Origin of the sequence: Mesorhizobium sp. M0174, assembly GCF_040322275.1 — a bacterium.
Taxonomy (GTDB): domain Bacteria; phylum Pseudomonadota; class Alphaproteobacteria; order Rhizobiales; family Rhizobiaceae; genus Mesorhizobium.
On the sequence record NZ_JAMYTB010000001.1, the window covers coordinates 66,808 to 93,477 of the forward strand.

The 26,670-nt window shown below is 64.0% G+C and carries 28 protein-coding genes; 14 read left to right on the forward strand and 14 right to left on the reverse strand.

Annotation, left to right across the window (positions count from 1 at the left end; all coding sequences use genetic code 11):
• Positions 1 to 400 precede the first annotated feature (400 nt).
• Positions 401 to 2,653: a transglycosylase domain-containing protein gene (locus NKJ13_RS00340; RefSeq protein ID WP_352506619.1), complete on the forward strand. Its 2,253-nt coding sequence runs from the start codon at positions 401 to 403 to the stop codon at positions 2,651 to 2,653.
• Positions 2,654 to 2,714: 61 nt separating this feature from the next.
• Positions 2,715 to 3,467 carry an SDR family NAD(P)-dependent oxidoreductase gene (locus NKJ13_RS00345; RefSeq protein ID WP_254816795.1) on the forward strand — a complete coding sequence of 251 codons (753 nt, stop codon included), beginning with the start codon at positions 2,715 to 2,717 and terminating at the stop codon, positions 3,465 to 3,467.
• A 177-nt stretch (positions 3,468 to 3,644) separates the two neighbouring features.
• Here the strand turns inward: NKJ13_RS00345 and NKJ13_RS00350 are convergent, their stop codons facing one another.
• On the reverse strand, positions 3,645 to 4,094 hold the full coding sequence (locus tag NKJ13_RS00350; protein ID WP_352506618.1) for a baeRF12 domain-containing protein: 450 nt from the start codon (positions 4,092 to 4,094) through the stop codon (positions 3,645 to 3,647).
• Positions 4,095 to 4,529: 435 nt separating this feature from the next.
• On the opposite strand from NKJ13_RS00350, the gene cysG reads away from it, so the two are divergent.
• From cysG to NKJ13_RS00380, 6 genes are all read left to right on the forward strand, one after another.
• Positions 4,530 to 5,981: a siroheme synthase CysG gene (gene cysG, locus NKJ13_RS00355; protein ID WP_352506617.1), complete on the forward strand. Its 1,452-nt coding sequence runs from the start codon at positions 4,530 to 4,532 to the stop codon at positions 5,979 to 5,981.
• Complete coding sequence (locus tag NKJ13_RS00360) at positions 5,978 to 6,283, forward strand: DUF2849 domain-containing protein (RefSeq protein ID WP_352506616.1); 306 nt, start codon at positions 5,978 to 5,980, stop codon at positions 6,281 to 6,283. Before cysG ends, NKJ13_RS00360 begins: the two co-directional genes overlap by 4 nt.
• Before the next feature lie 73 nt (positions 6,284 to 6,356).
• A complete protein-coding gene (locus NKJ13_RS00365) occupies positions 6,357 to 8,027 on the forward strand; it encodes a nitrite/sulfite reductase (protein WP_352506615.1) in 1,671 nt (556 codons plus the stop codon).
• Positions 8,002 to 8,766 (forward strand): phosphoadenylyl-sulfate reductase, encoded by a 765-nt coding sequence (locus NKJ13_RS00370; RefSeq protein ID WP_352506614.1) that lies wholly within the window; start codon positions 8,002 to 8,004, stop codon positions 8,764 to 8,766. The genes NKJ13_RS00365 and NKJ13_RS00370 overlap by 26 nt, the downstream gene beginning before the upstream one ends.
• A 209-nt stretch (positions 8,767 to 8,975) precedes the next feature.
• On the forward strand, positions 8,976 to 9,512 hold the full coding sequence (locus NKJ13_RS00375; RefSeq protein ID WP_254816801.1) for a DUF934 domain-containing protein: 537 nt from the start codon (positions 8,976 to 8,978) through the stop codon (positions 9,510 to 9,512).
• Positions 9,513 to 9,638: 126 nt separating this feature from the next.
• On the forward strand, positions 9,639 to 10,259 hold the full coding sequence (locus tag NKJ13_RS00380; RefSeq protein WP_352506613.1) for a DJ-1/PfpI family protein: 621 nt from the start codon (positions 9,639 to 9,641) through the stop codon (positions 10,257 to 10,259).
• 127 nt (positions 10,260 to 10,386) lie between these two features.
• On the opposite strand, the gene NKJ13_RS00385 is transcribed toward NKJ13_RS00380, so the two are convergent.
• Positions 10,387 to 11,409: a fatty acid desaturase gene (locus NKJ13_RS00385; protein WP_254816802.1), complete on the reverse strand. Its 1,023-nt coding sequence runs from the start codon at positions 11,407 to 11,409 to the stop codon at positions 10,387 to 10,389.
• 125 nt (positions 11,410 to 11,534) lie between these two features.
• The gene (locus NKJ13_RS00390) at positions 11,535 to 11,735 is read right to left on the reverse strand and encodes a hypothetical protein (protein WP_254816803.1); all 201 of its coding nucleotides are present in this window, start codon (positions 11,733 to 11,735) and stop codon (positions 11,535 to 11,537) included.
• 240 nt (positions 11,736 to 11,975) lie between these two features.
• On the opposite strand from NKJ13_RS00390, the gene grpE reads away from it, so the two are divergent.
• Positions 11,976 to 12,611, forward strand: a complete 636-nt coding sequence (gene grpE / locus NKJ13_RS00395; protein WP_352506612.1) for a nucleotide exchange factor GrpE — start codon at positions 11,976 to 11,978, stop codon at positions 12,609 to 12,611.
• A gap of 107 nt (positions 12,612 to 12,718) precedes the next feature.
• Here grpE and olsB read toward each other — a convergent pair whose 3' ends face one another.
• The 7 genes from olsB to NKJ13_RS00430 form a co-directional block, all read right to left on the reverse strand.
• Entirely contained in the window at positions 12,719 to 13,594 is an 876-nt protein-coding gene (gene olsB, locus NKJ13_RS00400; RefSeq protein ID WP_023675251.1) for a l-ornithine N(alpha)-acyltransferase, read from the reverse strand.
• Positions 13,595 to 13,743: 149 nt separating this feature from the next.
• Positions 13,744 to 16,032 (reverse strand): hybrid sensor histidine kinase/response regulator, encoded by a 2,289-nt coding sequence (locus NKJ13_RS00405; RefSeq protein ID WP_352506611.1) that lies wholly within the window; start codon positions 16,030 to 16,032, stop codon positions 13,744 to 13,746.
• A gap of 85 nt (positions 16,033 to 16,117) precedes the next feature.
• Positions 16,118 to 17,107, reverse strand: coding sequence for an acrylyl-CoA reductase (NADPH) (acuI, locus tag NKJ13_RS00410; protein ID WP_352506610.1), 990 nt, complete (start codon positions 17,105 to 17,107; stop codon positions 16,118 to 16,120).
• A 51-nt stretch (positions 17,108 to 17,158) separates the two neighbouring features.
• Positions 17,159 to 17,635 carry a signal peptidase II gene (gene lspA / locus NKJ13_RS00415; protein WP_352506692.1) on the reverse strand — a complete coding sequence of 159 codons (477 nt, stop codon included), beginning with the start codon at positions 17,633 to 17,635 and terminating at the stop codon, positions 17,159 to 17,161.
• A gap of 26 nt (positions 17,636 to 17,661) precedes the next feature.
• Entirely contained in the window at positions 17,662 to 18,525 is an 864-nt protein-coding gene (locus NKJ13_RS00420) for a TrmH family RNA methyltransferase (protein ID WP_352476400.1), read from the reverse strand.
• Positions 18,526 to 19,587 carry an RsmD family RNA methyltransferase gene (locus NKJ13_RS00425; protein ID WP_352776968.1) on the reverse strand — a complete coding sequence of 354 codons (1,062 nt, stop codon included), beginning with the start codon at positions 19,585 to 19,587 and terminating at the stop codon, positions 18,526 to 18,528.
• An 89-nt stretch (positions 19,588 to 19,676) separates the two neighbouring features.
• The gene (locus NKJ13_RS00430) at positions 19,677 to 20,162 is read right to left on the reverse strand and encodes an anthrone oxygenase family protein (protein ID WP_352506608.1); all 486 of its coding nucleotides are present in this window, start codon (positions 20,160 to 20,162) and stop codon (positions 19,677 to 19,679) included.
• Positions 20,163 to 20,285: 123 nt separating this feature from the next.
• On the opposite strand from NKJ13_RS00430, the gene NKJ13_RS00435 reads away from it, so the two are divergent.
• Together NKJ13_RS00435 and NKJ13_RS00440 are read left to right on the forward strand one after the other, a co-directional pair.
• Positions 20,286 to 20,969 carry a helix-turn-helix transcriptional regulator gene (locus tag NKJ13_RS00435; RefSeq protein WP_352506607.1) on the forward strand — a complete coding sequence of 228 codons (684 nt, stop codon included), beginning with the start codon at positions 20,286 to 20,288 and terminating at the stop codon, positions 20,967 to 20,969.
• Positions 20,970 to 21,055: 86 nt separating this feature from the next.
• Entirely contained in the window at positions 21,056 to 21,424 is a 369-nt protein-coding gene (locus NKJ13_RS00440) for a VOC family protein (RefSeq protein ID WP_352506606.1), read from the forward strand.
• A gap of 71 nt (positions 21,425 to 21,495) precedes the next feature.
• On the opposite strand, the gene lhpI is transcribed toward NKJ13_RS00440, so the two are convergent.
• From lhpI to sppA, 4 genes are all read right to left on the reverse strand, one after another.
• Positions 21,496 to 22,473 (reverse strand): bifunctional Delta(1)-pyrroline-2-carboxylate/Delta(1)-piperideine-2-carboxylate reductase, encoded by a 978-nt coding sequence (lhpI, locus tag NKJ13_RS00445; RefSeq protein WP_352506605.1) that lies wholly within the window; start codon positions 22,471 to 22,473, stop codon positions 21,496 to 21,498.
• A gap of 52 nt (positions 22,474 to 22,525) precedes the next feature.
• A complete protein-coding gene (locus NKJ13_RS00450; RefSeq protein ID WP_352649557.1) occupies positions 22,526 to 22,858 on the reverse strand; it encodes a LapA family protein in 333 nt (110 codons plus the stop codon).
• Positions 22,859 to 22,905: 47 nt separating this feature from the next.
• On the reverse strand, positions 22,906 to 23,190 hold the full coding sequence (locus NKJ13_RS00455) for an integration host factor subunit beta (protein WP_023675261.1): 285 nt from the start codon (positions 23,188 to 23,190) through the stop codon (positions 22,906 to 22,908).
• An 81-nt stretch (positions 23,191 to 23,271) separates the two neighbouring features.
• On the reverse strand, positions 23,272 to 24,228 hold the full coding sequence (sppA, locus tag NKJ13_RS00460) for a signal peptide peptidase SppA (protein WP_352737509.1): 957 nt from the start codon (positions 24,226 to 24,228) through the stop codon (positions 23,272 to 23,274).
• Between the two features lie 305 nt (positions 24,229 to 24,533).
• On the opposite strand from sppA, the gene lptC reads away from it, so the two are divergent.
• The 3 genes from lptC to lptB are packed head-to-tail and all read left to right on the forward strand — an operon-like array spanning position 24,534 to position 26,660.
• Entirely contained in the window at positions 24,534 to 25,247 is a 714-nt protein-coding gene (gene lptC / locus NKJ13_RS00465) for an LPS export ABC transporter periplasmic protein LptC (RefSeq protein ID WP_352476407.1), read from the forward strand.
• The gene (locus tag NKJ13_RS00470; RefSeq protein ID WP_352737508.1) at positions 25,234 to 25,842 is read left to right on the forward strand and encodes an LptA/OstA family protein; all 609 of its coding nucleotides are present in this window, start codon (positions 25,234 to 25,236) and stop codon (positions 25,840 to 25,842) included. Before lptC ends, NKJ13_RS00470 begins: the two co-directional genes overlap by 14 nt.
• The gene (gene lptB, locus NKJ13_RS00475) at positions 25,842 to 26,660 is read left to right on the forward strand and encodes an LPS export ABC transporter ATP-binding protein (RefSeq protein ID WP_023718959.1); all 819 of its coding nucleotides are present in this window, start codon (positions 25,842 to 25,844) and stop codon (positions 26,658 to 26,660) included. Before NKJ13_RS00470 ends, lptB begins: the two co-directional genes overlap by 1 nt.
• Positions 26,661 to 26,670 lie beyond the last annotated feature (10 nt).

The following is a 26,670-nucleotide window of genomic DNA, read 5'->3' on the forward strand; positions in this document are numbered from 1 at the left end:
CGCTGCCCCTCAACCCCTGCCGGGACCTTCTCCCCGTGAGAACGGCGAGAAGGGGCTTGGCCGCAACGCCGGCGATCTCCCCTCGCACCGTCTTTCACGAGGAGAGGGTAAGGGTGAGGGGCAGCGCAACCGAACGACTATTGTGCGGCAACGCGTATTTTGTTCTTGCTTTGTGCCGGCAACTATGCTACTAATGTCGCTATGGTGCTCATTGGCTCCAACAATCCGCCCGCCGAGGCGGGTTTTTTCATTTCCGGCTTTGGCGCTGTCGCGGGCCGCGCCTGCTCCGCAAACGGTTGAATACACTTTACTTCGATTTTTCCCGACTTAACCCGCCCTTAAATCGCCGCATCTAGTCTTCAACCCCAACGCCATAAGCATCGGGAAGACAGCACAGCGCATGGCGAACCGGAAAGACAACCGCATCGAGCCCAGCTTCGAGGCATCGCCGGGGGCGAGATCCTCGGCCGGTTTTTCGGTGAGCGAGGAGGACCGCGTCGTGCCGAGCAACCGTAAAGCCGCTGCAAAGCGCAAATCGACCAAGGCCAAGCCGTCTCGTGGCGGGCGCGGCAAAAGCCGGCGCGGCGTGTTCGGCGTGCTTGGCCGGCTGTTCTACTGGTGCTTCGTGCTGGCCATCTGGGGCGGCATCGCCACTGCCGGCATCGTCGTCTATTACGGCGCGAAAATGCCGGCGGCCACCACCTGGGCCATTCCCGATCGCGCCCCCAACATCAAGATCGTCTCGGTCGACGGCCAGCTGCTTGGCAATCGCGGCATGAGCGGCGGCGAGGCCGTCGGCCTGCACGAAATGTCGCCCTATATTCCCGAGGCCGTCATCGCTATCGAAGACCGCCGCTTCTATTCGCATTTCGGCATCGACCCGATCGGCCTTTCCCGGGCCATGGTGACCAATGTGCTGGGCGGGCATTTTTCGCAGGGCGGCTCGACGCTGACCCAGCAGCTGGCCAAGAACCTGTTCCTGACGCCGGACCGCACGCTGGAACGCAAGGTGCAGGAAGTGCTCTTGGCGCTGTGGCTGGAGCACAAGCATACGAAGGACCAGATTCTCGAAATGTATCTCAACCGGGTCTATTTCGGCTCCGGCGCCTATGGCGTCGAAGCGGCCTCGCGCCGCTATTTCGGTAAGAGCGCGCGTGACGTCACGCTGTCGGAGGCCGCCCTTCTCGCCGGCCTGCTCAAGGCGCCGTCGCGGCTGTCGCCGGCGCGCGATCCAAAGGCGGCCGAGCAGCGCGCGCAGCTGGTGCTCGCCGCGATGCGCGACGAGGGCAAGATCAGCGCCAAGGAGCAGACCACGGCAATGAGCGCGCCGGCGACACGCGCGCCGTCCTACTGGACCGGCTCGGAAAACTACGTCGCCGATACGATCATGGAAGAACTGCCCGATCTGATCGGCGACGTGCGCCGCGATATCGTCGTCGACACGACCGTCGATCTGACGCTGCAGAAGCTCGCCGAGCAATCGATCCGCCGGCTGATCGACCAGAGCGGCAAAAAACTCAATGTCAGCCAAGGCGCGCTGGTGTCGATCGACAATTCCGGCGCGGTGCGCGCGATGGTCGGCGGTTACGACTATTCGACCAGCCAGTTCGACCGCGCCTCGGAAGCGCGCCGGCAGCCGGGCTCGGCGTTCAAGCCGTTCGTCTATATGGCGGCGCTGGAATCCGGCCGCACGCCCGACAGCGTGCGCAACGACGCGCCGATCAAGATCGGCAACTGGACGCCCGACAATTACGGCGGCAAATATTTTGGCAAGGTGACGTTGGCGACGGCGCTGGCAAAATCACTGAACTCGGTGGCCGCGCAGCTAACCATGGAAGTCGGGCCGAATGCGGTGGTCGAGGCGGCGCACCGCATGGGCATCCAGTCCGAGCTGACGGCCAACACCTCGATCGCGCTGGGCACCTCCGAAGTGACGCCGCTGGAACTGACCTCGGCCTATGTTCCCTTCGCCAATGGCGGTTACAAGCCGGACATCCATTTCATCCGCCGGGTCACGACGAGTGACGGCAAGGTGCTCTACGAAAACAATGGCGGCGGTGCGCCGCGCGTCGTCAAGCCCGATGTCGTCGGTATGATGAACTCGATGATGACCGGCACGGTCGAGATCGGCACTGCCAGGAAGGCGGCGTTCGCCTGGCCGGCGGCCGGCAAGACCGGCACCAGCCAGAATTCGCGCGACGCCTGGTTCATCGGCTATACAGCCAATTTGACCACCGGCGTCTGGTTCGGCAATGATGACGGCAGCGCGATGAAAAAGGTCACCGGCGGCGCGCTGCCGGCGCAGGCCTGGCACGAGTTCATGGTCGCCGCGCATGAGGGCGTGCCGGTGCGGCCGCTGCCTGGAACCTGGAAATCGACGCCACCCGACACCATCGTCCCGGACGACATACCGTCCGACACGGCGCCGCCGGGGCCGGTCGCTTCCGTCGGCCAATCGGCGCCATCTACAGCAGCGACCCAGCCGGTTTCGCGTCCCGTGCGTCCTGCCGAGACGGTCGATGCCGGCGGCCTGGCCATGCCGGGCGTCGACAGCGCCACCGGATCGATCAAGCACCCGGTGCCGCCCGGCGACGTCGGCGGCCCGGTCAAGAAGCGGCAGACCTCGATATTGGATATTCTGACGGGCGGCTGAGGCTGATCCCCCTCGCAACCGCGACCGTGTTCCGCTACATGTCCGCCTGGAGACAAGCGACATGGCTGAACTCGACACCAGAAAGACGATCGTGCTGACCGGCGCCAGCCGCGGCATCGGCCATGCCACGGTCAAGCGCTTTTCACGCGAAGGCTGGCGCGTCATCACCTGCTCGCGCCAGGCCTTTGCCGAGGACTGCCCGTGGCCGGCCGGCCCGGAAGACCATATCAAGGTCGATCTCGCCGACCAGGAGGATGTCGGCATCGCCATCTCCGAGATTCGCCACCGCCTGGAAGCACATGGCGGCCAGCTGCATGCGCTGGTCAACAATGCCGGCATCTCGCCGAAGCTCAAGGACGGCAACAGCCGCATGAACTCGATCGACACGCCGATGCATGTCTGGCGCGACGTCTTCCAGGTGAATTTCTTCGCCCCGATCATGCTGGCGCGCGGTCTGTTCAAGGAGCTGGCTTCGGCCAAGGGCTCGATCGTCAACGTCACCTCGATCGCCGGCACCCGCGTGCATCCTTTCGCCGGCACCGCCTATGCGACATCGAAGGCGGCGCTCGGCTCGCTGACGCGCGAAATGGCGCATGATTTCGGCCCGCACGGCATCCGCGTCAATGCGATTGCGCCGGGCGAGATCGATACGGCGATCCTGTCGCCGGGCACGGAAAAAATCGTCGAGACGATCCCGCTGAGGCGGCTGGGCACCACGGCGGAAGTTGCCGACATCATTTTCTTCCTGTGCTCGCAGCAGGCGTCCTACGTGACCGGCTCGGAAATTCACATCAACGGCGGCCAGCACGTTTGAGCGGCTGAGTTTTGTCAATCGTCGGCGCTGCCCCTCATTCCCTGCCGGGACCTTCTCCCCGTGAAGAACGGGGAGAAGGGGGATCCCCAGCGCTGGCGACCCCCTCTCCCCATCCTTGACGGGAGGACCTGCTCCAGCCTGGGATTAATAAGGAAATTGCACGCCGCCGATGCCCGATCAGCTCGCCTGCAGCAGGCTCTCGATATCGGATATGCTGTGGTTGGTCAGCGTCTTTGGAATTTCGGCCGTTAACTTGTCGGTGACCTCCTTGTGCAGTTTCCTGCGCATGTCGCCCAGCACCGGCGGCGGCGCGATCAGCACGATCTCCTTGAATGTGCCGCGATGGGCGAGCTTGTAGAGCCTGTCGGCAATCTCTTCGGCAAAACGCTCCTTGCCGAGACGGTGCCAGTCGGTGTCCTCGACCGCACTGCGGTGGATTGAAGGGCCGTCGCTGTAGCGGCCGGGGCGGTCCGTGCCTTGTTCTCGGGTTGCCGGATTTTCCTGTTCCATCTCGTGCACGACTTGAAGGTCGGGATATTGGACGTCTCCACGGTTCTCGAGGAACAGCGCCTTTTCGCCATCTGCCACCACGATCCACAGTCCGCGTTTCAGTCTGACGTTGCTCATGGGGCGCTCCTTTTTGATTTTCGAACCCACCGCCGGGCCTTTGCCGCAGGGGTGTGACCGGCCCGGGTCCATAGGGCAAACGCGTACCGAGGCGGGAATGTTCCGGCACTCGGACCCGGTGCTCCGACAGGGTCGGCGAGAGCGCGGGCTGCCGTCGATCGCTCGGTCAGCATCCGGCGGCTTAATCTACTAAATTGATAGAATTTAGAAAAATCTGGTTTGTGGTTAGCTCCTCCGGCCGCTAAAAAGGCAGCGGATCAAGGGCTGCAACAGCAGCTTCAATCTGCTCCGCATTTGAATGTGGAATATTTTTCTCTTGGCCTTCATGCTTGCAGAAAAGAGATTGCCTGCTACGAAGCGATGCGCGAGTGGGTGCCTTCTGGTTTTTCGCGCCCCCGCGTAGAACTGACAAAAGGTTCCAGGATTCCGCTCGTCATGCCGCAAGCCACGCCCAAGCTCAATGCCTTTCCCGTCTTCATGCGGGTCGAGGGCGAAGCCGTAGCCATCGTCGGCGGCGCAGAGGAAGCGCTGGCCAAGGCGCGGCTGCTCGCGCAGTCGAGCGCTGAGCTGCGCATCGTCAGCGATGAAACAAGCCCGGAGCTGCTGGCCTTTATCGCCGAGACGGGGGCCGCCCACATCGCCGACGCCTATGATGCGGCACATCTCAATGGTGCGGTGATGGTGTTTGCCGCCAGCGGCGACGAGGCGCTCGATCGCCGCGTTGCCGGGGATGCGCGCCGGCTGGGCATTCCGGTCAATGCCGTCGACCGGCCGGAGCTATGCGATTTCTTCACGCCGGCACTGGTCAACCGCGCGCCGGTCGCCATTGCCATCGGCACGGAAGGTGCCGGCCCGGTGCTGGCGCAGATGCTGCGCAGCCGCATCGACCGCATGCTGGCGCCCTCGCTCGGGCCGCTCGCGGCGCTCGCCGCTTCGTTTCGCGACACCGCCGAAAGACTGCTGCCGAAGGGCAATGCCCGCCGCCGCTTCTGGAGCGATTTCTTTGGCGGCGCGCCGGCCCGAGCTGTCGAGGCAGGCGAGCTTTCGCAGGCGCATGATGCGGCCGTCGGCCTGCTGCTTTCGACAGAACCGGCATCGGGCCATATCGCGCTTGTAGGTGCCGGTCCCGGCGCCGAGGACCTTTTGACGCTGCGCGCCCATCGCCTGCTGATGGAAGCCGACGTGATCGTCCATGACGCGCTGGTGCCGGAGGCGATCGTCGCCATGGGCCGCCGCGATGCCGAGCGCCTGCCGGTCGGCAAGCGCAAGGGCTGCCATTCCAAGAGCCAGGCCGAAATCAATGCGCTGCTGGTCGAGCTTGGCCACGCCGGCAAGCGCGTCGTGCGGCTGAAGTCCGGCGACCCGCTGGTGTTCGGCCGGGCCGGCGAGGAGATGGCGGCACTTCGCGATGCCGGCGTCGCCTACGAAGTGGTTCCGGGCGTCACCGCGGCCTTCGCCGCCGCCGCCGATTTCGAACTGCCGCTGACGCTGCGCGGCGTGTCGTCGTCGATGGTGTTCACCACCGGCCACGACCTCAAGGGAAATTCGCTGCCCGACTGGGCAAAGCTCGCCATTTCCGGCGCGACGGTCGCCGTCTATATGGGGCGCTCGGTCGCCGCCGAGGTCGCCGGCCGGCTGATCGAAGCCGGCCTGTCGCCGGATACCGCCGTCGCCGTGGTCGAGAATGCCAGCCTTGCCAACCGCCGCCGTTTCCACGGCACGCTCGCCGACCTGCCGTCGCTGGAGGCGCGCGCCGACCTCAGCGGCCCGGTGATGACAATCATCGGCGACGCCGTCGCCGGCGCCAATTTCGAACGGTCCGAGCCGCTGGCGGCACACAGGCAGGAAAGCGTGGCCCGTGCTGCCGCGCAAGGAGTGAACCAATGAAAGTCCTGACCGCGAACCGCCTCGCCGACGGCATAGCCGTCTGGTACGCCAATGGCGGCTGGGCCGAGACCATCGACCATGCCGACATCGCCCATGACAAGGCGGCCGAGGACCGGCTGGAGGCGATCGGCGCCAAGGCCTCCGCCAACAACGAAGTGGTCGACGTCAACCTGATAGACGTGACCGTGGCCAACGGCACGGTCGAAGCGGTCCGGCTGCGTGAAAAGATCCGTGCCGCCGGCCCGACCACCCGTCACGATCTGGGCAAGCAGGCCCGTCCGCAAGCCGCCCACGCGGCATAGATGACACAAGCATGGTCCCGATCATGCTCGAACGAAGAAAATAACGGGCGGACGCGCCCGGAAAGACCTGAATATGTACCGTTACGATGAGTTCGACCACGATTTCGTCAAGGCCCGCGTCGCCGAGTTCAGCGACCAGGTCGCGCGGCGCCTTGCCGGCGAGATCACCGAGGACCAGTTCCGGCCGCTGCGGCTGATGAACGGCGTCTATCTGCAGCTGCATGCCTACATGCTGCGCATCGCGGTGCCCTATGGCACGCTGAACAGCAAGCAGCTGCGCATGCTCGGCCACATCGCCCGCAAATACGACAAGGGTTACGGCCATTTCACGACGCGCCAGAACATCCAGTTCAACTGGCCGGCGCTGTCGGACATTCCGGCGATCCTGGCGGATCTGGCAAGCGTCGAGATGCACGCCATCCAGACCAGCGGCAACTGCATTCGCAACGTCACCGCCGACCACTTCGCCGGCGCCGCCGCTGACGAGGTTGCCGATCCGCGCCCCTATGCCGAAATCCTGCGGCAATGGTCCTCGGTGCATCCGGAGTTCTCGTTCCTGCCGCGAAAATTCAAGATCGCGGTGACCGGCGCCGAGCGCGACCGCGCCGCCATTCAGACGCACGACATCGGCCTGCACCTGAAGAAGAACGCCGCCGGCGAGCTCGGTTTCGCCGTCTATGTCGGCGGCGGTCAGGGCCGCACGCCGATGGTCGCCAAGAAGATCCGCGACTTCCTGCCCGAAGCGGATCTGTTGTCCTACTGCACGGCGATCCTGCGCGTTTACAACCTCTATGGCCGGCGCGACAACAAGTTCAAGGCGCGCATCAAGATCCTGGTCCATGAGACCGGCGTCGAGGAGATCACCCGCCAGGTCGAGGCCGAATGGCAGGCGTTGAAGGACGCCGAGCTGAGGCTGCCGGAAGAAGACATCCGCGCCATCGACGCCTATTTCGCGCCGCCTCCGCTTGTCGATCGGCCGGAAGGCGACGAGGCGGTCAAGCTTGCCCGCCTCGACTCCAAGAGCTTTTCCGAATGGCTGGACCAGAATGTGGTCACCCATCGCCATCCCGACTACGCGGCGGTGACCATCTCGCTCAAGGGCATCGGCGAGACGCCGGGCGATGCCTCCGACAGCCAGATGGAAGCGGTCGCCGACATTGCCGAAAAATATTCATTCGACGAGCTGCGCGTCAGCCACGAGCAGAACCTGATCCTGCCGCATGTCGCGCGGGCCGACCTCAAGGCGGTCTATGACGCGCTTGTCGATATCGGGCTGGCGACGGCCAATTCGAACCTGATCAGCGACATCATCTCCTGCCCCGGCCTCGATTATTGCGCGCTGGCGACGGCGCGCTCGATTCCCGTGGCGCAGGAAATCTCGCGGCGCTTCGCCTCACTGGAGCGCCAGCGCGAGATCGGCGAATTGAAGCTGAAGATTTCCGGCTGCATCAATGCATGCGGCCATCACCATGTCGGCCATATCGGCATCCTCGGGGTCGAGAAGAAAGGCGCCGAGCTCTACCAGGTGACGCTCGGCGGCTCGGCCGACGAGAACACCTCGGTCGGCGAGATCATCGGCCGCGGCTTCAGTTCGGAAGAGATCACCGATGCCATCGAGCAGATCGTCGAGACCTATCTCGGGCTTCGGCTGGACAGAAACGAAAGATTCATCGACGCCTACCGCCGTGTCGGTCCTGCGCCGTTCAAGGAGGCGCTCTATGCTGGCGAAGCCAAGGCCGCTTGACCGTATTGTCGACGTCGAGGCCGGCATCGCCGCCCAAGCGGCGGGTCTCGACGCGCTCTACGGCCATCTGAAGCCGCTGGAGATCATCGAGCGGTCAACCCGGGAATTCTTTCACGGCGAAATCGCCGCCGTCTCGTCCTTCGGCGCGGATTCGGCGGTGCTGCTGCACATGATCGCCGAGATCGACCGCACGCTGCCGGTGATCTTTCTCGACACCGGCAAGCATTTCGAGGAGACGCTCGGCTATCGTGACGCGCTGGCCGCCGATTTCGGGCTGACCGATATCCGGGTGATCAGGCCCGACGATGCGGCGCTGGCAAGGATCGACCCGACCGGCAATCTGAACGAGACCGACACCGACGCCTGCTGCGACGTGCGCAAGGTCGAGCCGCTGGCGCGCGGCGTCGAGCCGTTCCGCGCCTGGTTCACCGGCCGCAAGCGCTTCCAGGCGGCGACCCGGGCAGCGCTCCCGGTGTTCGAGGCGGTCGGCTCGCGCATCCGCATAAATCCGCTGGCGCACTGGACGACATCGGACCAGGCCGGCTACATGCGCGCGCATGCGCTGCGTGAAAACCCGCTGGTCGCCTATGGCTATCTGTCGATCGGCTGCTTCCCATGCACGCAGCCGGTGCAACCGGGCGACGACGCGCGCAGCGGCCGCTGGGCCGGGCACGCCAAGACCGAATGCGGCATCCACTTGTCGGGTTTGGAAAGGTCGCTGACTGACGCCTCACTTTAGGGCATATTGATATTCAGCCGGCCTGCAAATGGCGGCTTCCTGCGCTTCCGGTGCTCGCGTACCAAAGAGTACGCTCCGCTCCGGTTTTCGGAAGCAACGCAGTTTGGTCGCTTCGCGCCCGCCTTCGGCTCCGGCTCGGCCTGACCTGAATCTCAACGCACCCTGAGGTGCTTCGCACTTTAGACTCTTTGGACTTGGGAATTTTCTTGATGAGCGACTTGATAGCCGAAAACGGCACGCGGCTGTGGACACCGGATGGGTTCCGCGAGGACGAGTGGGTTCATGCCGAAAGCGCCGAGGCGCTGGTCGGCAATGGCCGTTTCATCCTGCCGTTGCAGGCGTTTCTCGGCCTCGATCCGGAGGTGCGGCGGTCGGCGAAGGAACGCATCGGCGTGCTGCTGCAGCCCGGCGACCAGCTCGACAAGATCGCCGGCCTGCTCGACCAGCTGTCGTTGGTGGCGCTGGCCTTTCCGGCGTTCAATGACGGCCGCTCGTTCTCCAAGGGCGAATTGCTGCGCAGCCGTTACCACTTCACCGGCGCCATGCGCGCCACCGGGCAGGTGCTTATCGACCAGCTGCCGCATATGCTGCGCCTCGGCTTCGACGAATTCGAGATCTCGCACCCGGTGCTGCTGAAGCGGCTCGAGCAAGGCCGCACAGGCGGACTGCCGCTGTTCTATCAGCCGGCGGTGAAGCCGGAGCCCAAAGGCCCGAAATATTCCTGGCGGCGGGTGCGCCCCGGCTGATCTGCTCCAGAGGGCCGGAAGCCTGTCTGGTCGGACCACATTCCCGATTCAGCCTTTTTGCGCCTCTCCGCCTTAGGATAGGCCCATTATTTCGTGATCCGAATAAATGTGGCCACAAGGGAGGATATGGCTGGCAAGAAGATATTGATGCTCGTTGGCGAGTTCAGCGAGGAGTACGAGATTTTCGTCTTTGAACAGGCCATGCATGCGGTCGGCCACACCGTCCATGTCGTTTGCCCCGACAAGAAGGCGGGCGATATCCTGAAGACCTCGCTGCACGACTTCGAGGGCCACCAGACCTATACGGAAAAGCTCGGCCACGACTACATCCTCAACAAGACGTTTTCCGAGGTCAATCCCGCCGACTACGATGCCGTCCACGCGGCGGGCGGGCGCGGGCCGGAATATATCCGCATCGACAAACGCGTGCAGGCGCTGGTGCGGCATTTCCATGAGACGGGAAAGCCGATCTTCACCATCTGCCACGGCGTGCAGATCCTGATCGCAGTCGACGGCGTGGTGCGCGGCCGCGAAGTCGCGGCACTGCAATATTGCGAGCCGGAAGTCACGCTGGCCGGCGGCATCTATATCGATGTTGCGCCGACCGGCGCCCATGTCGACGGCAATCTGGTGTCGGCCAAGGGCTGGCCGGGCCTTGCCGCGTTCATGCGCGAATGCCTGAAAGTGCTGGCCACCGAGATCCGCCAAGGCGAGATCCTGATGCGCGACCAACGCCAGGCGGCTTAAGCTCGGAATTTGGAGCCTGCCGCACCCCTAACGCATGTCGCGCAAAAGTGTGTTCAGCGGTTTTGCGATAAAGAGCGCGTCGCATGAGGCTGGTCGAGCGCGACGCGCCTTAGGTGCGGCGGTGCGCCTACACGGCCATCCGCGCTTCGCGGAACGATACCAGCTTGCTGCGGGTCTCGTCCCACAGCGCCAGCTTGACGCAGCGCAGGCTGTCGAGGAGCGTGACGCGGCCGATCTCACGCAATTCCGGATAGTCCCTCAGCACTTCCGGAAGCCGGTAGCACGGCACCTTGGCCGAAAGGTGGTGCACGTGGTGGACGCCGATATTGCCGGTGATCCAGTTCAGCACCGGCGGCAGGTCGTAATAGGACGAACCGTGCAGGGCAGCGTGCTGGAATTCCCACTCTGAGTCCTTTGTCCACTCCGTCTCCTCGAACTGATGCTGGACATAGAACAGCCAGATGCCGGCCGATCCGGCGAGGATGACGATCGGCAGATGCACGACCAGAAACGCGCCGGGGCCAACGAACCAGATAAGCAGCGCGGCGATGACGGCGATGGCGAGGTTGGTCGACATCGACGACACCCAGGGGGTGAAACCGCCCCGCATCATGCCCAAGGGCAGTCTCTGCTCGAACATGAAAATCCATATCGGGCCAAGGCCGAACATCACCAGCGGATGGCGATAGAGGCGATAGGCGAGCCGGCCTCGCCACGACAGTTGCCGGTATTCAGCGACGGTCAGTGTCTTGATGTCGCCGGTGCCGCGCTCGTCGAGATTGCCTGCGCTGGCGTGATGGGTTGCGTGGGCGCGGCGCCAGCAATCGTAGGGCGTCAGCGTTAGCACGCCAAGCACACGGCCGATCCAGTCGTCGGCATAGCGATTGGCAAAGAAGGAGCCGTGACCGCAATCGTGCTGGATCATGAAGATCCGCACCAGAAAGCCGGCGGCCGGAAGGATGAGGACCAGACCCCACCAATGGCCATAGGCATAGGCGGCCGAGGACAATGCCCACAGCGTGGCGAAAGGGATGAGGGTGATGGCGAGTTCGACGGCGCTGCGACGCCTGTCGGGCTTTTTATAGCGCGACAGGATTTTCAACCAGGCGCGCTTGCTGTTTGCCACAGCTTCGGGGGAAATCATGTTCATCATGAAACATAGGCGGAGCAGGGCGCTGCCGCAAGACGGAGATCACGCAAAGTTACTGCGGGTAAATGTCGCGCGATGCGACGAATCCCGGCCACAGTCGCCGGGCGCGTCGCCGGCAACGGCGCCTACCGACGGCGCCCGCCTGCGACCATGTTGGTTTCGATGCCATCCAGGCGGTCGAGCAATTTCTTCAGGCGGTCGGGAATATCCGTCTCCGTGCGGAATGCCGGCAGGGTGCGCAGGAAGCGCTTGGTGGTCTCATTGCCGAGCTGGCGCCGGATATCGACGGCGAGCGCGTCGTGCTTTTCGCCATTGGTGCGGGACATCTTCCAAAATCCTGTGTCGGCTTCGAAACTCTTCCACAGGAGGAATGGTTCCCGCATTGTAGTAGCCTGGCAAGCAAAGCCGTCGGATACGGTAAAGTTTGAATTAAAATCGAAAAGTCTCCGCTGTTCGCCCTCAAGCCGTGGCCAGCGGCTGCAGTATCGCTTGCCCCTTGATTTTTGGCCGCCAAACCTCGATATCGGGCGCAAATCCACACCATTCGAAAATGACGGGAAACGGCGATGAGCGACCAGGCAAAAGACGAACGCGCGCCCGATGAAGCCGAGAAGACCGAGGCTGCCGCGGAGCCAAGGGAAGGCGGCGTCGACAGCGACTATGAAGCGCTTGTGCGGCTTCTGAAGGAAAACGAAGAGCTGAAGGATCGCGCGCTGCGCGTCGCGGCCGACATGGAGAATTTGCGCCGCCGCACCGCCCGCGACGTGCACGATGCGCGCGCCTATGCGGTTGCCAACTTTGCCCGCGACATGCTTTCGGTGTCAGACAATCTGCGCCGCGCTCTGGATGCCATCCCGGAGGAGGCCAAGGCTTCGGACGATGCCGGTTTCAAGGCGCTGATCGACGGCGTCGAGATCACCGAGCGCGCCATGCTGTCGGCGCTTGAACGTCACGGCGTGAAGAAGCTTGAGCCCGAGGGCGAGAAATTCGATCCGAATTTCCACCAGGCGATGTTCGAGGTGCCCAATCCCGACGTACCGGCCAACACAGTCGTGCAGGTCGTGCAGCCCGGCTATTCGATCGGCGAGCGTGTGCTGCGGCCGGCCATGGTCGGCGTCGCCAAGGGCGGCCCCAAGCATGTGGCGAGCGAAGCGCCGGTGGAGCCGGGGCCGGTGAATGAGCAAGCTGAGAAGGATGCGTAAGTTAGGAGAGTAGGGGAATAGGCAGTACGGGAGTAGGGAATACCGCTACGTCGGGTAAAATAGAGCAGAGCACTTGCCTACTCCGGCCGTTGCCTTCTCTCCCCTACTCAGGCCGCAAACCGCTGCGCTTCTCCGCCATAATAATTGACGTAGCGGGCACCGATCTCCTTGACCGGCATCACCACGAACACGTCGACGGTCGAGAATTCACGGTCGATGACGCAGCCGTCGCCGATGCGCGCGCCGACGCGCAGATAGCCCTTGACCAGCGGCGGCATCGCGGCGATCGCCGCCTTGGTGTTGACGGCCTCGATCGGCATCAGGTCCATGGAACAATAGCGCCCGGCGACGGCGCGCACGTCCCAGGATGAATTCGTCCGGCAGTGGTGGGCAAGATAGGTCAACGCCTCGGCATGTGCCGCCGGCACGGTGCCGTGGAACGACGCGCAGCCGGTCATCACGCCGATGCCGTAATGGTTGATATAGGCCCAGATGCCTTGCCACAGCGCCTCGATGGTGCGCTTCGAGCGGTATTCCGGCAGAACGCAGGAGCGGCCGAGCTCGAGGAACCGCTGGCCGGGATGCCGCGCGATCAGCTTGGTCAGCTCGAATTCGCCTTCGGAATAGAAGCCGCCGGCCGCTGCGGCAATCTCCTGCCGCAGCAGGCGGTAGGTGCCGACGATGCGGCGATGCTCGGGGCCGGAAAGCGAAGTATCGAACACAAGCAGATGATCGCAGAGGGGATCGAAGCGATCGGCATCGCGGCGGTCCTGCATCTGGAACAGGTCCTTCCTGGCACCAAGCTCGTCGTAGAACACCCGGTAGCGCACTTCCTGCGCGGCAGCGATCTCGGCCTCGTTGCGGGCGAGCCGCACTTCGAGATTGCCGATGCGGCCGAGCGATGCGCCTTTTATGACGGCATCGGCGTTCCGGCCGACGAGCAAAGGCCCGCTGGCGTTCGGCCGAGCATCACATTCCGGCATGACTGTATGCACGAGTGATTCTCCTTCGAGCCATCCCTCTTGGCACGGGGATACGGTGTAGGTGCAACAGGATTGTGACAGTACCGTGATACGGCTCTGCGGGCAATACTTCGTCGGCTGGGTAATCTATCAACCGTCTATGTTGTGCCTCAGGCGGCCACTTGCCCCTCGACGGCATGAACCAGGGCATCGGGGTCGAGCGGCTTGGTGACGAAGCCGCTGGCACCGTGAGCGAGCACGGCGTGGCGGGTCTTTTCCTGGCTGTCGGCCGACAGCACCATGATCGGCACCGGCGGCACCGCGGTCTCCTCCTCATGGCGGCGGATGGCGGCGATGGCGTCCAGGCCGTCCATGACAGGCATGTGCAAGTCCATCAGCACCACGTCGTAGCGGTGCTTGTGGCCGGTGCTGATGACCGCCTCGACCGCGGCCTTGCCGTTGCCGACCACTTTCACGCGATGCCCGGCCTTCAGCAGCGTGGCGCGGGCCAGCATGGCATTGATGTCGTTGTCCTCGGCGATCAGCACCGACAGGCCCTGCTGGCGGGCGCCAATGGCATGCCCCGCCTGCGCGCCGCGCCTTTGCAGTTGCGGCTCGGCGATGACCGGCGCGTGGCTGGTCAAAAGCACGCGCAGCAGTGTCTCGCCGCGCACCGGCCTCGCCAGGAAGGTGGCGTAACCATTGGCACGGAATTCGCCAAGCATGCCGCGGTCGGTCGGCGCGATCAGCGTCACTGCCTCGCACTCGGCAAATCCGCTCTGGCGCAGGCGCCTGAGCAGCCTGCCGTCGCTTTGCTCCATGGCAGCATCGATCAGCAGCACGTCACAGCCCTCGGCGAAAGCGGTGGCCTGGGCGGCGGCGGTGGCCAGATCGACCGTGCCGCCATTGGCGCGAATGGTGCGGGCGATGGCTTCGGCCTCGACCGGGTTCTTCGACACGATCACCGCATGCCGGCCCGACAGCGGGTTCTCGCGGATCTGCGGCGCCTCGACGGCGGAAATAGCGGGAATCTCGAAGACGAATTCAGATCCCTGGCCAAGGCGGCTCGACACAGAGATGGTGCCGCCCATGGCGGTCACCAGGCGCTTGGAAATGGCAAGACCGAGGCCGGCACCGCCATGCGCACGGGTCGAGGTGCCGTCAGCCTGTTCAAAGTCCTCGAAGATACGCTCCATGTCCTCCTCGCGCAGACCGGGGCCGGTGTCGGTGATGGTGAAGCGGATGCGGTCGGTGATTTCGGTGCGGACGCGGGCGATGCTTGCCAGGACGCCGCCGCTGTCGGTGAACTTGACGGCGTTGCCGATGAGGTTGAGCAGCACCTGCCTGACCCTGCCGGGGTCGGCGGTGATCAGCTGCGGCACGTCGGGTTCGACATGACAGCCGAGGCCGATATCCTTGGCAAAAGCCCGCGCCGCCAAAAGCTCGACGACATTGTCGGCGATCTCACGCACCGACATCGGCTGCGGTTCGGGATCGAAGCGGCCGGCCTCGATCTTGGAGTAGTCGAGCAGGTCCTCGATTAGCGCCAGCAGCGCGCTGGCCGAGGTCGAGATGGCGCCGACATAGGTCCGCTGCTCGGGCGAAAGGCTGGTGTCGGCGAGAAGCCGGGCCATGCCCATGATGCCGTTCATCGGCGTGCGGATCTCGTGGCTGACGGTAGCGAGGAAACGCGATTTGGCCTGGCTCGCATATTCGGCCCGCTCGCGGGCGGTGATCAGCGAGGATTCGGCGCGCTTGCGGGCGGTGATGTCGCGGGCGATGGCGCGATGCGAAACGGCGCCGCTGTCCTTGTCGCGCACCGACAGCTCGATCCAAGAGAACCAGCGTGGACCGTCCGGCGTGCGAATGGCGACGTCGGTGGAACTCAGGCATTCATGGTCGGAAAAGGCGGCGTCGGGGACGATGCCGACATCGATGCCTAGTTCGGCCAGGGCCTTGCCGGCAAGCTCGCGCTGGTCGGTTTCGACAAGGTCGGCGAAAACCTTGTTGGCGTAGACAATGTGGCCGTCGCGGTCGCGGTGGACGACGAGATCGCCGAGTGCATCGATCAGACCGCGAAAGCGCTCCTCGCTCTCCTGCATCTCCCACATGCGGTCGGCCAGCGTCTCGATTTCGGCGCGGCTGCGGGCGGTGGTGGCATCGAGCAGGGCCACTGCGCGGCGCTCGGTGCGCCTGTTGCGCAGATGCATGGCGAGCCCGGCCATGGCTGTCGCCAAAAGGCCGATGGTGATGAAGATCGGCGCTCCGGTCAAATGCGACAGGCCCGCCAGCACGACGATGGCGACCAGCGTCAGGAAGGACAGGCCTTCGCGGTTGGCGTCGGGCAATTCCGGCGCCAGCGGTGGCGCGGCGACAAGCTGCCGTGCTGGCGTATCGGGGGCCGTCCCGTCGGCCCGTTCGGCTGGTTCCGCCGCTCTGATGCCGGGTTCCGCAATCATACGGAACTCCTGCCAGACAGAGCTTATCGAAGGTTGTGATTGATCGTTCGAATTTTAGCGGTCGCGCTCTTTTTCCCCAAGAGGCTCACATGTCCACCACCACACGGCCGCGGATCTTGCCCTCGACGATGTCATGCGCGGCGCCGATGATGCCGTCGAAGCCGATGCTCGTCGACAGACTGGCAAGCTTTGCGTGATCGAGATCGGTGCCGATGCGGCGCCAGGCCTCGAGGCGGACCGCCTTGGGCGCCATCACCGAATCGATGCCGAGCAGCGAGACACCGCGAAGGATGAAGGGGGCGACGCTGGCCGGCAGGTCCATGCCGCCGGCGAGGCCGCAAGCGGCGACGGCGCCGCCATAGGAGGTCATCGACAGAACGTTGGCCAGCGTGTGGCTGCCGACGGCATCGACGCCGCCGGCCCAGCGTTCCTTGGCGAGCGGTTTTGCCGGCTGCGCAAGCTCGTCGCGTGAAATCACTTCCGCGGCGCCGAGGTCGATCAGATAGGGGCTTTCGGCAGCGCGGCCGGTCGAGGCAATGACGTGATAGCCGAGGCTGGACAGGATCGAGATCGCGACCGAGCCGACGCCACCGGCAGCGCCGGTCACCACCACCGGACCACGATCGGGCACGATGCCGTGGCGCTCCAGCGCGATGACGCAAAGCATGGCGGTGTAGCCGGCGGTGCCGATCGCCATCGCATCATGCGGGCTCATTCCGTCCGGCAGCGGCACCAGCCAGTCGCCTTTGACACGGGCGCGCCCGGCAAAGGCGCCGAAATGCGTCTCGCCGACGCCCCAGCCGTTCAATATGACCTTGTCACCCTTGCGCCAGTCAGGATTGGAGGACGAGATGACTGTGCCGGCGAAATCGATGCCCGGCACCAGCGGCCAGCGGCGGATTACCGGCGCCTTGCCGGTAATTGCAAGGCCGTCCTTGTAGTTCACCGTCGTCGCCTCGACCGCGACGGTGACGTCGCCCTCCATCAGGTCTGCCTCTGTAAGCTCGGTCACCGCGACCGACTGGTTTTTCTCGGCGTCGCGCGAAACGAGGATGGCTTTGAAGGTTTCGGGCATGTTTTCTCCTCGGGCTTGCAGATCAGAATGTGCGGCGCCAGGCGAGTGAGGTCAATCGCTCGACATTCCGCGCCGCCAACCAATGAGCTCATCGAAGACGACCAGCACGGCACCAACGGAAATGAAGGCGTCGGCGAGGTTGAAGACGGCGAAGGACCAGACCGGCGTATGGAACAGGACATAGTCGATGACATGGCCGTAGATTGCGCGATCGATCAGGTTGCCGAGCGCGCCGCCAACGATCAGTGCGAAGCCGATGCGGGCAAGCAGGTGGCCGGGCGGCGTGCGGGCCGCAAGATAGAGCACGAAAGCGACCACCAGAACCGCGACGACCACCAGGCCGGTGTCGCCGAAGGACGAAAACAGCGAGAACGCGATGCCGGTGTTGTAGGTGCGGTACAGCGCCAGGAACGGCAGCAGGTCGAGCCGTTCCTGAAAGGCGAGGCCGGTTTCGACCAGGTATTTCAGCCACTGGTCGAGCGCTATCGCGGCGACGACCAGAAGAGCGTACGGCCTCCAGGACTTCATGGTTTGCAGTTTCACGGTTTGAGATGTCACGATCTGGCGTCCTCCGGGCCGAGCTTCAGCGCGTCGCGCCGGATCTCGAACAGCATGACGCCGGTGGCCACCGCAAGGTTGAGCGAATCGGCGCGGCCGGCCTGCGGTATCCGCAGCAGCTTGTCGCAGCTTGCGGCAAGCTCGTCAGGCAGGCCTTGCTGCTCGTTGCCCATCACCAAAAGCACCGGGCCTTTTGAAAAATCGACCGAGCGGTAGTCGACCGCACCCTTCAGATGAGTGCCGGCGACGAGGCCGGGAAAGCTCGTTCGCCAGGCGAGAAAAGCCTCGGGCGACGCCTTGGCGACGGGCACGGCGAAGATCGAGCCCATTGTGGCGCGCACCGTCTCGACCGAAAAGGGATCGGTGGTCTCGCCGACCAGGATGACGCCCCTGGCGCCGACAGCGTCGACCGTGCGGATGACGGTGCCGAGATTGCCGGGGTCGCGAACGCGGTCGAGTGCTACCCAGACATCGCTGTCCTCGACGCGGATGTCCTTCAGCGACAGCAATTTCTGCGAGAACACGCCGACGACCATTTGCGGATTGTCACGGCGGGTGATGGCGACCAGCACCTTTTCCGAGACTTCAAGTACCGTGCCGCCGGCGGCGACCGTGCGCGCCGCGACCTTTTCGACTGCCGCGTTGCCACGTCCGGCCTTGGCGAAGACCAATGTCCTGATCGACCAGCCGAGATCGAGCGCGTCGATGACCAGCTTCAGGCCTTCGGCCATGAAGGCATTCTGCTGGTCACGGAATTTCTTCAGCGCGAGCGCCTTGATGTCCTTGATCAGCGGGTTGGCGAGGCTGGTGACTTCCTTCACCTGCCCTGGCGCGCCTGCGTGCCGTTCGTACGCACTCATTCAGGCCACCCAGCGCGAGAACAGCGAGGTCGAAAGCGCCCGACCGGCAGATTTCTCGCGGATGATCAATTCGCCCGACTCGACCGTGCCGCCCATGCCGGCGAAGGTGTCGCGCATCAGGGCATGGATCGCGAAAAAAGAGGCGCGGATCGAATAGGCGGTCAGTACCACGGCGAGCGGCTTCGGCGTCAGGATCGCGCGGCAGATATCGGTCAGCGCCGGCAGGTCCTCGAACAACTGCCAGACCTCGCCTTTCGGTCCGCGGCCATAGGCGGGCGGGTCGAACAGGATGATGTCGTAGCGGCTGCCGCGGCGCTCCTCGCGTTCGGCGAATTTCACGGCATCGTCGACGATCCAGCGGATCGGCTTTTTCGATAGGCCCGCCATCTCCTGGTTTTCGCGTGCCCAGCCGATCGCCTTCTTGGAAGCATCGACATGGGTGACCTCGGCGCCGGCATGCGCCGCCACCAGGGAGGCAAGGCCGGTGTAACCGAACAGGTTCAGCACCTTCACCGGCCGTTTTGCCGCCGCGATCAGTCCGGCCATGTGGTCCCAGTGCGAGGCCTGCTCGGGAAAGACGCCGACATGGCGAAACGAAGTGAAGCGGCCGAGATAGTCGATGCCGTCATGCTTCATCGGCCAGGTCTCGCCGAGCGGCGTCTTGGGGAAGCGCCAGCGGCCGATGCCTTCCTCGTCGGTATCGCCGGTGAAGATGGCGTCGGCGCGTTCCCAGTCCCTGGCCGCCAATGCCTTTTGCCAGATCGCCTGGCCCTCCGGCCGAACGATGCGGTAGGGGCCGTATTGCTCGAGTTTTTCTCCGGCACCACTGTCTAGCAGCGCGTAGTCCTGATTGGGGCCGACTTCGAGGATCAGCGGCAGATGTTCGGCGGGCAGCGCGCCATCGCGGCGCGAGAGCATGCGCGGCGCGGCTTTTGGCTCGGACCGGTCTTGCGGTTTAGGCTCCGGACCGACGGTTGGGCTGGCGTCGCGCCGCCGGACATGCTCCGCCCCGCCTTTTGCGGGCGGTCGGCTGTCGCGGCGTCTGTCGCGAAAAGGTTTCAAGAAGGCGCATCTCCGGACGGCGGCTTGGCCGCTTCTGCCACAGCACATTGACCGGCGCAACAAAAGGGCTGCCGACGTGCGCAGCCGGATCAGCCGCGCCTGATCGACAGCAGGCCGATTGCGAGCGCTATGAAACCAACGGCCTTGAAGCCGGTGACGACCATATGGCCGGTTTCCCAGCGGCTCCGGATGGTTTCGAAATTGCCTGGGATCGGTCCAGGTACCCAAGTGGCCAGGACATCGTTTGCCGGTTTGACCAGCGCAAACCACGCCCCAAGCGCTAGCAGGTAGAGCACGGTGGCGGCCAAGACCCACCAGAATGCCGGACGATCGCTGCGCAGCATCCAGGCGAGGAGGCCCGGACAGACGATTGCCGCCAGGTCCAGCGGTGCGCCGATAATCGCGAAGAATTGGAACTGAGCGTTAAAGACAGTGGTTTCACGCCAGAGCGAAGGCCGCCATCTGGTCAGCCGCGGCACCGATTCCAGCACATGGGCGAAAGACGGCCCAAGGCTGAGCGCCGCGACGATGGCGGTCAAAACCGACCAGAACAACAGAAAACCGCGTATATCCATAATGGCCAGACAACGGCGTCAGGGCGCAGACGTTCCGGTCGGCGATCGTCTTGCTTGCCGTCGAAAGGGCAGGCGCACTATCGTCCATTCAAATTGGGCATCCATCAAACCGGGTTGCGATCCATGTCCCGCGCCGAACGCCTGCTCGACCTGATCCAGATCCTGCGCCGGCATCGCCGGCCGGTCAGCGGCCGCAGCCTCGCGGACGAAATGGGTGTGTCGATCCGCACGCTCTATCGCGATATCGCCACGCTGCAGGGGCAGGGTGCGCCGATTGAGGGTGAGGCGGGGCTGGGTTACGTGCTCAGGCCAGGTTTCATGCTGCCGCCCTTGATGTTCACCGATGAGGAGATCGAGGCGATCGTTCTCGGTTCGCGCTGGGTGGCCAAGCAGCCGGACTGGCGGCTTGCGAACGCCGCCACCGACGCGCTGGCCAAGATCGCGGCGGTGCTGCCGGACGATTTGCGCGAGGAACTCGATGCCTCGACGCTGCTGGTCGGGTCGCGCACCGAGGTCACAGAAGGCATCGATCTCGGCGTGGTGCGGCAGGCCATCCGCGAGGAGCGCAAGCTGAGCTTTGTCTATCGCGACGCCGGCGGCGCTGCCTCCGAGCGCACCGTCTGGCCGTTCGCACTCGGCTTCTTCGACAAGGTGCGCGTCGTCGCGGCCTGGTGCGAGATGCGCCAGGATTTCAGGCACTTTCGCGCCGATCGGATATCCGGCCTCAACGCCACCGAGATGCGCTATCCGCGCCGCCGTCAGGTGCTGCTCAAAGAATGGCGGGCGACGCTCGACACGCCAAGCTAAGGCTGCTGCTCAGTTGAGACTGCTGCCAGAATCTGGCAGTGGCATACGCTATGCTCCTCCAGTCGAAACCATCTGGAGAGCAATTCATGACACCGCCCAATTTCGTCATCCTCTATGTCGACAAGCCTGAGCAAAGCGGCGCCTTCTATAGCGCGCTGCTTGGGCGGCAACCGGTCGAGACCTCGCCGACCTTCGTGCTGTTCGTGCTCGACAACGGCTTCAAGCTCGGCCTCTGGTCGCGTCACACCGTGGAGCCGGCTGCCGCGGCAGCGGGCGGCGGCGCCGAGATCGTCTTTGCGCTGGACACGCCGGGTGCCGTCGACGCCACCCATGCCGAGTGGGCCGGCCGCGGGCTGAAAATTCTGCAGACGCCGACCGACATGGATTTCGGCCGCACCTTCGTCGCGCTTGATCCCGACAGCCACCGGCTGCGGGTTTATTGGCAAAGGGAGTAGGGCAGTAGGGCAGTAGGGGAGTACGTGACAGGAAACATAGCTGGCGCGGCGCCGCACGATCAGTGCGGTTCCTACTCCCCTACTCCCCTTTCGCTTGCCCGATACACGGCAATGCCGGCGGCGAGGTCCTCGAGGGCTGCGCCGACCGACTTGAACAGCGTGATCTCGTCGTCGTTCTGCCGGCCTTTTTTCTGGCCGCGCGCCAGTTCATAGAGGTCGGCGACAATGGCTTCCGGCTTCAGAACGCCGGAGGCCAGCGGCTGGACGATATCGCCGGCTTCCTTGGTGGCGCCGGCGCGGGTGTCGACATAGACGCGGGCGCGTGCAATCGCGTCGTCGTCGCTTTCGCGCATCGCCGGCGTGAAGCCGCCGACCAGATCGACATGGGTGCCGGACTTCAAGAGTGCGCCCTTGATCAGTGGCATGGTGGTGATGGTCGCCGACGATACGATATCGGCCTTTCCGAGTTCGGCGTCGAGATCGCCTGCTGCTTCGGCCGCAAAACCCTCGGCACGCAATTTTGCCGCGACCTTTTCGGCATTCGACGACGTGCGGTTCCAGATGCGGATGTTCTTGATCGGACGCACCGCCGAATGAGCCTTTGCAAGGAATGGCGACAGCGCGCCGGCGCCGACCACCAGCAGCCGCGATGCATCCTCGCGGGCCAGATAGGAGGCAGCCAGCGCCGAGGCACAGGCCGTGCGCCACTGTGTCAGCCTCTGGCCATCGATCAAGGCCTGAGGCTCGCCTGTGGCGCCGTCGAGCAAGAGGTAAAGCCCCATCACCGCGGGCTTGCCGACAGCATTGTTGTCAGGCGACACGGTGACGATCTTGACGCCGATATGGCCATCGGCCGAGGTGCCGGCTGCGTTGAAGTCGGTCCAGGCCGGCATCAAAAGCAGCGTCGAGGCGGCGCCATCGGGCCGCTCGACAGTGTGATGGTGCCTGACCGGCTGCACGGCGCCATCGCGAAAGGCGGTGCGTAACGTCTCGACCAGCCCGGAAAAGGTCAGCGCGCGGTCGACCTCGGCGGCGGAAATGGTCAGCATGAAAGGCTCCGTGGAGGACTAGGCCGGTTGTGCCTCAGGCCCGAGCCGCGGCTCAGTTCGTCGGCTTCGGCAAGACTGGGCTCTGCGACGCGGTGGGCGCGCGGCTGACCGCCTGGCGCAGGTTCTCGGCCTCGGCGCCGCGCTGGCGCGCCAGCTTGCGGTAGCGGCCCTGCTTGATCCAGGTCGCCAGGCTGCCGACGATCATGCCGATAGCCAGCGCCAGGAACAGGAAAATGAAGAGCGGCACGGTCAGCGTCAGCGCCGGATTGCCGGGATTGAACGGATCGAGTGTGAAGGCTACCGGTTCGCGGTTCGCGACGGCCAGCGCAATCAGGATGACGGCCAGCGGCACGAAAACCACGATGAGAATGAAGCGATTGAACATGTTTTTCCGTTCGGAAGAAAAGGCAGGAGCGGTGGCGCGTGCCGCGCCTATTTGCCTCCGTTCAGCCTTTCACGCAATTCCTTGCCGGTCTTGAAGAACGGTACCCATTTCTCCTCAACCTCCACGGATTCGCCGGTGCGCGGGTTGCGGCCGGTGCGGGCAGGGCGGTTTTTCACCGAAAACGCGCCGAAGCCGCGCAACTCGACCCGGTTGCCCTCGGCAAGCGCGTCGGTGATTTCATCGAAGATAGCGCTGACAATGTTTTCGACGTCGCGCAGGAAAAGATGCGGATTACGCGTGGCGATGATCTGAACAAGTTCGGATTTGATCATGAAAAGGCTCCCCGTGAAAGCAGTGCCGCCGAAATTATCAGAATGATTTTATTTGGTTTTTCACTCGTCCCAAGCGGTTCCTCAAGGGTGCCAGACGGAAACGAGACCGTCAAGAAACAAGCGGTCCGCTCCAATTTCGTGAAGGACGTCGCCGCCATGGCCGGGCAGGCCAAGCGCAGCGCCGACGGTCTGCGCCATCGCCTTGGAGAACAGGAAACCGCCGCGTTTTTCCGTATCCTTCCATTCCACTACCTTGAGCTTGGCATCGACACCCTTGCCTGCAAGCCAGTCGATCGCTTCGGCTTCACCGCCGACCGCGTCGATCAATCTGTTGGCGACCGCCTGCCGGCCGGTGAAGATCGACCCGTCTGCGAGCGCCAGCGCCTCTGGCTTGGTCATATTGCGGCGCTCGGCGACGATGCCGACGAACCAGTCGTAGCTGTCGAGGATGAGCTTGCGGACCATGGCCCGCTCATCGTCATTGGTCGGCTTGAAGGGAGAAGGCGAGGCCTTCAAGGGCGAGGATTTCACCTCCTCCAGCTTGACGCCGAGCTTGTCCATGAGGCCGCTGACGTCCGGGTACTGGATCAGCACGCCGATCGAGCCGACGATCGAGGATTTGCGTGCGACAATATGGTCGGCCGCAGTGGCGATCATGTAGCCCGCCGAAGCCGCGAGCGTGCCGACCTCGGCCACCACTGGCTTGTCGGCGGCGAGCTTGCGCACTGCCTCATAGATCGACTCGCCACCGACGGTGGTGCCGCCGGGTGAATCGATCGACAGGATCACAGCCTTGACGCGCGGCGACTGACGGATGGCCTCCAGCCGCTTGATCAGTTCTTCGTCTTCGGTGATGGTACCTTCGATCTTGACCTTGGCGATGTGGTCGACAGCCGCGCTGGTGAAGTCGTCACCATAGATCCACGCCGAAAAGGCGATCAGCCCGGCTGCGGCGACGATAATCGCCGCGATACGCCAGAATGTCAGCTTGCGGCGCAAGCGGCGGCGGTCGATCAGGTCGTCGGCTCTCAATGCCATGGTCAGCCTCGTAGTCGGTGGGAGCAGATGCTTTTAAAGCAACCATTCGCGCCCGGCTACCGTTTCCTGACGGCCTTGCGCCAAAGGCCTTAGGCATTCGCGGCAAGCCTCAACCTGTTACGTTCCACAAGCTCTAACACTGTGCGCCCATATCTGGTATGAGGTACAGGCTGCGCTGGGGCCATTTTCGTTGTACAGGGGCGGCTGTCACATTTTTGCGGTTTTCCTCGGCTTGTGCTTGCTTGAGGGCGCCGGCATCCCACCTATAGGGCGGCCTGGCGGGCAGGGGTTTAGAAGAAGCAGTCATGTTAGCGGGACCAATCGAACCGACCAACACCGAGACGGAGTTGGCTCCCAAGGCCGCAGGCCGGGCGCGGGTCGACGCGTTTGACATTGCGCAGCGTCATTCGCGCCGGGTCCGGATCCTGAAGCTGGCCGTACCGCTGGTCGCCGCCGTGATCGCGGTCGCGTTTCCGGTCTATTCCTATCTCATGGCACCCGCTGCAATCGAGGTGCAGGCCGACGGCGGCGCCTTTGCCGATGGCAAGCTGGTGATGGCCAATCCCAAGCTCAACGGCTTCACCAAGCAGAACCTGCCCTATTCGATGACAGCGCTCCGCGCCATACAGGATGTCAGCAAACAGGGCATCATCGATCTGGAAGGTATCAAGGCCAAGCTGCCGATTGCAGCCGACAACACCGCCGCCATCGGTGCTGCGCACGGCACCTACGATCGCGACGGCAACACGTTCAGCCTGACCAGCGACGTGACCGTGTCGACCACGGATGGCGTGGTGGCAAAATTTAAATCAGTCTATCTCGACATGGCCGAAGGCACTATGAAGACAAGCGAACCTGTCGATGTCAGCCGCGGCGGGTCGCGGATCAGGGCGGATTCGATGTCGGTCCAGGACAATGGCAAGGTCCTGATTTTCGAGAACAAGGTGCGCGTCGACATCGATCCCGCCAGTTTGAAGGCGGCAGAGGCAAAGAGCGGAGAGACCAATGCGGTTCAGTAGTTCGGCACGGCGCCTCGCCGCGATCTCGGCCTTAACGCTTGGGTTGCCCTTGGGGCTGACCTTCGGGACAGCGCCGTCGCTGGCGCAATCCGGTGCCACCAGCCAAATGTCCGGCCTCAGGCTGTCGGGCGACAAGCCTATCCAGATCGAAAGCGACAAGCTCGAGGTGCGCCAGGCGGAAAGCGTCGCCGTCTTCACCGGCAACGTCAACGTCGTCCAGGGTCCAACCGTGCTCAAGGCCGGCAAAATGACGGTCTATTACGTCAGGGATGCAGGCGCCGCCAAAGGCGCCCAGCCCGCGGGTGCCGCGGCAATGACCGGATCCGCCAACATCGACCATCTCGAGGTCGACGATAAGGTCTACATCAAATCGGACGATCAGGTTGCCACCGGCGACCGCGGCACCTTCGACATGAAGACCGAAGTGCTGGTGCTTTCGGGCAGCAAAGTCGTGCTCTCGCAAGGCGACAACGTGCTTGTCGGCTGCAAGCTTACCGTGCAGATGAAGAGCGGCCTTGCCCAGGTCGACGCTTGTGGCGGCCGCGTCATGATGTCGATCACGCCACCGGCGAAGTCTGGAGCAGCGAAACCCTGATGACCGGCATATCGTCGCTGCTGGCGCGTCTTCCAGGGCGCGCCGCCAGCAAACTTGCGGCACCGGCCAGGGTCACCGTCGAAGCGGCAAAGTTCAAGGGAACCTTGATCGCCAAAGGGCTGACCAAAAGCTACAAGGGCCGCAAAGTCGTCAGCGGCGTGACGCTGGGCGTGCGCGCCGGCGAGGCGGTTGGGCTGCTCGGCCCCAACGGCGCCGGCAAGACGACCTGTTTCTACATGGTGACCGGCCTGGTGCCGGTCGATGAAGGCACCATCGAAATCGACGGTTTCGACGTCACGTCGATGCCGATGTATCGCCGCGCCCGTCTCGGCATCGGCTACCTGCCGCAGGAAGCGTCGATTTTTCGCGGCCTGAATGTCGAGCAAAACATCCGGGCCGTGCTCGAAGTGGTCGAAAAGAGCCGCAAGGAGCGTGAGCGGCTGCTCGACGAATTGCTCGAGGAATTCCACATCAGCCATCTGCGCAAGGCTCCGTCGCTGTCGCTCTCCGGTGGTGAGCGGCGACGCCTCGAAATTGCCCGCGCCTTGGCAACCCGCCCTGCCTACATGCTGCTCGACGAACCGTTCGCCGGCATCGATCCGATCGCCGTCGCCGACATCCAGCAGCTCGTGCGCCACCTGACGGCACGTGGCATCGGCGTGCTGATCACCGACCACAATGTCCGCGAGACACTTGGCCTGATCGACCGCGCCTACATCATCCATGCCGGTCAGGTGCTGACCCATGGCCGGGCCGACGAGATAGTCGCAAATGCCGATGTGCGGCGGCTTTATCTCGGCGAGGGATTTACGCTCTAAGTGCGAAATT